Source organism: Streptomyces sp. NPDC041108 (assembly GCF_055592645.1).
The window spans coordinates 1-7,081 of sequence record NZ_JBVIYK010000044.1; the positions used below are offsets into that span (position 1 = coordinate 1).

General features: G+C 70.5%; 5 protein-coding genes and 1 pseudogene. 5 read left to right on the forward strand and 1 reads right to left on the reverse strand.

Annotated features, from left to right (window positions below; genetic code table 11):
* Window positions 1–106: 106 nt before the first annotated feature.
* Window positions 107–493: pseudogene (locus tag ACZ6BB_RS41945) on the forward strand (LmeA family phospholipid-binding protein); the annotation flags it as partial.
* Between the two features lie 2 nt (window positions 494–495).
* Here the strand turns inward: ACZ6BB_RS41945 and ACZ6BB_RS41950 are convergent.
* Window positions 496–1,131: a TetR/AcrR family transcriptional regulator gene (locus ACZ6BB_RS41950; RefSeq protein ID WP_471620340.1), complete on the reverse strand. Its 636-nt coding sequence runs from the start codon at window positions 1,129–1,131 to the stop codon at window positions 496–498.
* A 134-nt stretch (window positions 1,132–1,265) separates the two neighbouring features.
* On the opposite strand from ACZ6BB_RS41950, the gene ACZ6BB_RS41955 reads away from it, so the two are divergent.
* Genes ACZ6BB_RS41955 through ACZ6BB_RS41970 form a run of 4 tightly spaced genes read left to right on the forward strand, consistent with a single transcriptional unit; the run spans window position 1,266 to window position 6,946 of the window.
* The gene (locus ACZ6BB_RS41955; protein ID WP_471620341.1) at window positions 1,266–2,408 is read left to right on the forward strand and encodes a VOC family protein; all 1,143 of its coding nucleotides are present in this window, start codon (window positions 1,266–1,268) and stop codon (window positions 2,406–2,408) included.
* Window positions 2,409–2,443: 35 nt separating this feature from the next.
* Window positions 2,444–3,382 carry a fumarylacetoacetate hydrolase family protein gene (locus ACZ6BB_RS41960; protein WP_471620342.1) on the forward strand — a complete coding sequence of 313 codons (939 nt, stop codon included), beginning with the start codon at window positions 2,444–2,446 and terminating at the stop codon, window positions 3,380–3,382.
* A gap of 19 nt (window positions 3,383–3,401) precedes the next feature.
* Window positions 3,402–4,982 carry a bifunctional 3-(3-hydroxy-phenyl)propionate/3-hydroxycinnamic acid hydroxylase MhpA gene (gene mhpA, locus ACZ6BB_RS41965; RefSeq protein WP_471620343.1) on the forward strand — a complete coding sequence of 527 codons (1,581 nt, stop codon included), beginning with the start codon at window positions 3,402–3,404 and terminating at the stop codon, window positions 4,980–4,982.
* Complete coding sequence (locus ACZ6BB_RS41970) at window positions 4,979–6,946, forward strand: acetoacetate--CoA ligase (RefSeq protein WP_471620344.1); 1,968 nt, start codon at window positions 4,979–4,981, stop codon at window positions 6,944–6,946. The genes mhpA and ACZ6BB_RS41970 overlap by 4 nt, the downstream gene beginning before the upstream one ends.
* The last annotated feature ends 135 nt before the right edge of the window (window positions 6,947–7,081 follow it).

Consider the following 7,081-nt stretch of genomic DNA (forward strand, 5'->3'; position numbering starts at 1 on the left):
CGGCCTGGACGAAGGCGACCCCGAACTCTTCTACCTCTGCCCAGGCGCCCAACCACCCGGCCTGGTCAAGGCCGAAGGTTAAACGCCAAGCTCAGGGAGCGCCGACGAGGCTCACGCGGACAGCGTCACAGCCACCGCTTTCCTGTCGTACGCGGACGTGTCGAGCGCGCTCGGCGTGCAGGTGTCACAGGGGGACGAGGCGGGCCGGGTCGACGCGACCGCGAGTCTGCCGCTCGTCGGCGACGTGACCGTGAGCGCAGCCGTCTCGGCGGCCGACGGCAACCGCATCGCCTTCACGGACGTACGCGCGGAGCAGGGTGAACTGCTCCCTCCGCTGAAATCACTGCTTGACCGGGCCCTGGACGAGCCCATTCCGCTGCGGAACGTGCCCGAAGGGCTCCGGCTGCGGTCGGTCACCACCAGCGAGGACGGAATCGACGCCCGCTTCACAGGCCACTCGGTCACGTTCCACCCGGACTCGTCGTCCGCGTGAGGTCAGGCGGCGTCAGGCAAGGGGCGTCGGGCGACCTCGTGCGCTTCGTCCGCGGGCAGGCCCAGCATGCGCATGACCATCTCGGCGAGGTTGACCGCGGCCTCGTCGCCGTCCACCTCGGGGCGGGCGAACCGCAGCTCCACCAGGGACAGCAGGGTTCCGCCCAGTGCGGACAGGGCGACCACAGGGTCGACGGGCGTGAAGCGGCCGGAGGCGATGCCGACCTGGAGATCACGCAGGGCGCGTCGGGCGAGTCCCTTGCCCGAGTGGATGTGCGCGAGGCCGCGGCGGCGCAGGACCTGCATCAGCTCCGGGTGGGAGTCGGCCATGCGGGCACTGAGCCGGAAGCCGCCCGCGACCCGCTCCGCCGGGTCGTCGATCCCCGTCAGACGCTCGTCGAATTCCTGCGCGAACTCCTCGAGGGCGTCGATCACCGCCGCCTCGAACAACTCCGCCTTGGAGTCGAAGTGGTTGTAGAAGGAGCCGAAGCCCACGTCCGCGCGCTCGGCGATCGCCTGGATGCTCGCGCTGGTGTCGCCGCTCTCGGCGAGTATCTGCCGGGCCGCTCGCACAAGAGCTCCACGGGTCTCTGCGCGACGTCGCTCGAACCGGTTGCTGGGCGGGGCTGACGTAGACATGCGCAGAGTCTAACCGCCGGGCGATGGTGATCGCAGTCCTGATGAACTCATCATTTCCTGCCCGCGAACACCTTGACGACAGAACTGTCACAGTTGATGATTTCCTCATTGCGGCAATGTTGCTGGAGGGCACCATGTCTGAAACACGCGTCAACGGGGACGTCATCACGGCCCACCAGGACCTCCACAGTGAGCAGGGCGCCCTGCGCGGCGAACACCCCGGCCGCTCCCGGAACCCCGTGATCAAGGTCGCGGACCTGGCCTGGCTGGAGTTCGAGAAGCCCGACCTGGACCGGGCGGAGGTCTTCGCCCGCGACTTCGGCTTCGGCGTCGCCGCCCGCACCGAGAGCGAGCTGTGGCTGCGGGGTACCTTCGCGGGCTCGCCCTGCATGGTGATCCGGCGCGGTCGTACGTCCCGTTTCATCGGTCCGGCGTTCCGCGCCGCCGAGCGGGGTGACCTGGACCGGCTGGCCCGCGCGACGGGCAGGGACGTGCGGGACGCCGACGTTCCCGGGGGCGGCAAGGGCGTCGACCTGCTCGACCCCTCCGGCTTCCCCGTGGGGGTCGTGCACTGCGGCGAACAGCTCCCCGCCCTGCCGGAACAGCAGCCGCTGCTGCTCAACTTCGGTACGGATCACCGGCGTACCAACGCCGCCCAGCGGCCGCCGCGCGAGCCGTCCCGCATCCAGCGGCTCGGCCACGTGGTGCTGGAGACGCGGGTGTTCGGCCGGGCCCTGGACTGGTACCTGGACACCCTCGGGATGATCGTGTCCGACTTCCTGTTCCTGGACGGGCAGCGCGACCGCGGCCCGACGATGGCGTTCATCCGCTGTGACCTGGGCGGTGTGGCGGCCGACCACCACACCCTCGCGATGCATCTGGGGCCGGGCACGGGGTACGTCCACTCCGCCTACCAGGTCACCGACCTCGACTCCATAGCCGCCGGCGGCGAGTACCTCAAGGAGCGTGGATACAAGCGCAGTTGGGGCATCGGCCGGCACATCCAGGGCAGCCAGCTCTTCGACTACTGGCGCGACCCCGACCACTTCATGCTGGAGCACTTCGCCGACGGTGACCTGTTCTCCTGCGACGTCGAGCCCGGCTGGGCACCCATGTCGACCAGCGGCCTGGCCCAGTGGGGCCCGCCGGCCACCCGCGACTTCCTCGGCGCGAGCCCCTCCCCGCAGCGGGTCCGCGATGTCATCGAGGCCCTGCGCGGCGACAACGAGATGGACCCGGCACGACTGTTCGGCCTGCTCAAGGCCGCCAACTCCTGACCCCGCACGCCAATCCCCCTCACAAAGGCACTGACATGAGCACCAATGTCCTGCGCACCGCCGACGGCTGGTGGGTCGTCCTTGGCGACCGGGCCGTCCCGGTCGCCACCAAGGCCGTGACCACCGCCGAGCTGCTGGCCGACCGGCCGGCTGTCCGCGAGGCCGCCGCCTCCGGCGAACCGGGCACGCCCGTCGCCGACCTGGTCGCGCTCTCGCCGGTCACCACGCCCTGCCGGGTGGTCGCCCAGATGGTCAACTACCGCAGTCACGCCCGCGATTCGGGCTTCAAGGGCGACATCCCGCCCGCCTTCTTCCGCAAGGCATCCGGCTCGGTCAGCGGCCCCGACGACGCCGTCGTCCGGCCGTCGCACGTGAAATTCCTCGACTACGAGATCGAGTTGGGCCTCGTCATGGGCGCGCCCCTGCCCGTCGGCACCGTGGTCGAGGAGCGGGACCTGCCGTCGTACGTCGCCGGACTGGTGATCACCAACGACGTCAGTGCCCGTGAGGTGCAGCTGACCAAGACGCAGTTCTACGAGAGCAAGTCGTACCCGACCTTCACGCCGACCGGTCCGTACCTGACGCTGCTGGAGCCGGAGGACTTCGCGCATCTCCTGGACCTGCGGCTGAAGTTGAGCGTCAACGGCGAGCTGCGCCAGGACCGCACCCTCGCCGACATGATCGTCCGTCCGGCGCAGGCGCTCACCCTGCTGGCCCGCTTCCAGACCCTGGACGCCGGCGACCTGCTGCTCACCGGCACCCCTGGTGGCACGGCCCTGAAGGCGCCGCCGAAGGCTGTCGAGAAGATCGGCGCGCTGCTGCCTCCCTCGGTGAAGTGGAAGGCCTTCTTCAAGAGCCAGGCCAAGAACCCGCACTACCTGCACACGGGTGACGTGATCACGGCGACGATCGCGACCCCGGACGGCCGGATCGACCTCGGCGAGCAGCGTACGCCCGTCGCAGACGCGAAGTAGGACCCGAGGTGAGCCGCACATGACCGTCGATGAAGCCGCATCCGTCCCCGTCGTGATCATCGGCGCCGGACCCGTGGGCGTGACCGCCGCCCTCCTCCTCGCCCGGCGTGGAGTCCGCAGTGTCGTCCTCGAACGCCACACGGACCTCTATCCGCTCCCGCGCGCCGTCGCCATGGACGACGAGGTGCGCAGGATCCTGCAGGCCGCAGGCGCCGACGAGGAGTTCACCGCAGTTGCCCGGCCGGCGAACGGGCTGCGGCTGCTGGACGCCCGGCACCGGGTGATGGCCGAGTTCCGGCGTACCAAGGACGGTCTGCACGGCTACCCGCAGACCAGCATGTTCGACCAGCCAGAACTGGAGCGGGTACTGCGCGACGCCCTGGCCCGGCGCCCGGAGTGCGAGCTGCGCGGTGGCGTGGAGGTCATCGGCGTGGGCCCGGACACCACGGGCCCCGTGCGAGTGACGTACCGCGACGACACCGGCGACCACGAGCTGTGGGCCGACGCGGTCCTCGGCTGCGACGGCGCCAACAGCCTCACCCGGGAGGCCATCGGCGGCGTCTGGGAGGACCTGCGTTTCGAGGAACGCTGGACCGTCATCGACGTCCGCACGACAGCCGACGTCCGCTGCTGGGAAGGCGTCGACCAGATCTGCGACCCGGACCGGCCGGCCACCTTCATGCGCGTGAGCGAGAACCGCTACCGCTGGGAGTTCCGGCTCGGGGAAGGACAAGAGACGGTCCGTGAGCTGGTCGCTCCGTGGCTGCCGCCCTCGTACGACGGGGACTTCGAGGTGGTCCGCGAGACGCAGTACACCTTCCGGGCCCGGGTCGCCGACAGCTGGCGCAGCGGACGGGTCTTCCTGCTCGGCGACGCCGCCCACCTCACCCCGCCGTTCATCGGACAGGGCCTCTGCTCGGGACTGCGAGACGCCTACAACCTCACCTGGAAACTCGCCCGCGTCCTCCAACAGGGCGGCAATGAACGGCTGTTGGAGACCTACGAGAGCGAACGCAAGCCGCACGCACGGCATGTGGTCCGCCTCGCGGTCGCCATGGGCTGGGCCATGACCGGCGGCCAGGACGGCGCCGCCGCGATCCGCCGCCGGGCGCTGGCCGCCGCCTGCCGCATACCCGGCCTGACCGAGCTGGCCGGCCGCGACCTCAGCCCGCCCCTCACCGCCGGACCGCTCGTTCGCCGAGGGGTCCGCCGACGCCTGGCGGGCACGCACTGTCCGCAACCGTGGGTGAGCGTCGACGGACGGCGTACCCGTCTCGACGAGCTGCTCGGCGACTCCTTCACCGTGCTGACCGCCACCGAACCCGGCCCCTCCCTGACCGCGCTCGCGCACGGCCTCGGCGTGCACGCGATCCCGGTGGCCGACCTCGGCGACGACGGCACCCTCGCCGCCTGGCTGCGCGCCGGACGCGCGGACGCGGTCCTGCTGCGGCCCGACCGTGTCGTGATGGACGTCGTCCCCTCGGGCGGCCGCGACTTCACGTCGACCGCCGCCTGGGCCTCCCTGCTGCACACCACCCGAAGCCCTGTCCCTTCCGAACGGATGGCCCCGAAAAGCCTGTTGAGGAGTACGACACGATGAGCACGCCCTTCTTCACCCCCGATCCGGAGAAGGCGGCCGCCAGTCGCATCGCGGACTTCGCCCGCTACGTCGGGGTGGACGGCCTTGACTATGCCGCCCTGCATCGCTGGTCGGTCGCCCACCTGGAGAGCTTCTGGGGCGCGGTGTGGGAGTACTTCGGCATCGACGCCGACACCCCGTACGAGCAGGTGCTGGCCGAGGACAGCATGCCCGGCGCCCAGTGGTTTCCCGGCGCCACGCTCAACTACGCCCACCACTCGCTGCGCAACGTCCGCGACGACGACACGGCGATCCTCGCTCTCGACGAGACCGGCTCCGGGTACGAGGTGACCGGCGCACGGCTGCGTGCCCTGGTGGCCTCCGTCGCCGCCACCCTGCGCGACCTCGGCGTCGGCAAGGGTGACCGGGTCGTCGGCTACCTCCCCAACACCCCGCACGCCATCGTCGCGTTCCTCGCCGCTGCGAGCCTGGGCGCCGTGTGGTCGGTGTGCGGTCAGGACTACGCCCCCAAGGCCGCCGCCGACCGGTTCGCCCAGCTGGAACCCACCGTGCTGATCGCCGCCGACGGCTACCTCTTCAACGGCACCACCCACGACCGCCGCCACGCCGCCCTCGAACTCGCCCAGGCGCTGCCGACGTTGAAGGCGACCCTGCTGGTGGACCACGTCGGCCTGCCCTGGCCCTCGCAGGCCTACCCGTCGCTGGTCGTCCCCTGGGAGGACGCCTCGACCCGCACCGAGCGACTCGACTGCGTACCGGTCCCGTTCGACCATCCGCTGTGGGTCGTGTTCTCCTCCGGCACCACCGGCCTGCCCAAGGGCATCGTCCACGGCCACGGCGGCGTGCTCCTGGAGCACCTCAAAACCCTGGCGCTGCATTCGGACTTGGGCCCCGGCGACCGCCTGCTCTGGTACACCACCACCCACTGGATGATGTGGAACCTGGTCGCCTCCACCCTCCTGACCGGCGCCACGACCTGCACCTACGACGGCAGCCCGGCCCCCTACACCAAGGTCGACCGCCTCTGGGAACTGGCCGCCCGCCACCGGGTCACCGTGTTCGGCACCAGCCCCCAATACCTGCTCGGCATGGCCAAGTTCGGCATCGACCCCTCCGCGCACGACCTCTCGGCGATCCGGGTGGTCGGCTGCACCGGCTCCGCGCTGCCGGCCTCCGCCTATCCCTGGGTCCGGGATCACGTCGGTGACCGCGTGCTGCTGGCTTCCATCAGCGGCGGCACGGACGTCGTCTCCGGCTTCGCGGGCAGCGCGCCCAACACCCCCGTCTGGGCCGGAGAGCTGTCGGCTCCGAACCTGGGTGTGGCGCTGGCCGCGTACGACGCCGAGGGCTTCCCCGTCATCGACCAGGTCGGCGAGCTGGTCGTCACCCGCCCCATGCCCTCGATGCCGCTGTACTTCTGGAACGACCCGGAGGGCACGCGCTACCGCGACGCCTACTTCTCGGCGTACCCCGGGGTGTGGCGGCACGGCGACTGGATCACGGTCACGGGGCACGGCTCGGTGATTATCCACGGCCGCTCCGACTCGACGCTCAACCGCAACGGTGTACGGCTCGGCAGCGCCGACATCCACGATGTCGTCGAACGCCTCCCCGAGATCACCGAGGCCCTCGTCATCGGCGCGGAGGAACCCGACGGCGGCTATTGGATGCCCCTGTTCGTGGTCCCGGCGGCCGGGGTGACCCTGGACGACACCCTGCGCGAGAAGATCCGCGACGCCGTCCGCACCGGCGCCTCACCCCGCCACGTCCCCGACGAAGTCCTCGAAGTGCCGGGCATCCCGCACACACGCACCGGCAAGAAGCTGGAGGTCCCGATCAAGCGGCTGCTCCAGGGCGCCGCGGTGGAGCAGGTCGTCAATCCGGCCACTGTGGACAGCCCCGAACTCATCGACCACTACGTCCGGCTGGGCGCCGAGCGCCGCAAGGGCAGGTCCGCCTCATGACCACCGCGCTCGCTGTCGCCCTGTCTCTGATCTTCCTTCCGCTAGACGAGTAGTTCCTATTGCGGGGTTCACGGACGCAGGGAGGGTGTCCAACATCGGGTTGTGACGACCGAGTTAGACACCCTCTTGACCGCA

Coding starts and splice junctions, on each gene's coding strand:
- ACZ6BB_RS41950 (WP_471620340.1), bottom strand. CDS start 1,131: ATGTCTACGTCAGCCCCGCCCAGCAACCGGTTCGAGCGACGTCGCGCA.
- ACZ6BB_RS41955 (WP_471620341.1), top strand. CDS start 1,266: ATGTCTGAAACACGCGTCAACGGGGACGTCATCACGGCCCACCAGGAC.
- ACZ6BB_RS41960 (WP_471620342.1), top strand. CDS start 2,444: ATGAGCACCAATGTCCTGCGCACCGCCGACGGCTGGTGGGTCGTCCTT.
- mhpA (WP_471620343.1), top strand. CDS start 3,402: ATGACCGTCGATGAAGCCGCATCCGTCCCCGTCGTGATCATCGGCGCC.
- ACZ6BB_RS41970 (WP_471620344.1), top strand. CDS start 4,979: ATGAGCACGCCCTTCTTCACCCCCGATCCGGAGAAGGCGGCCGCCAGT.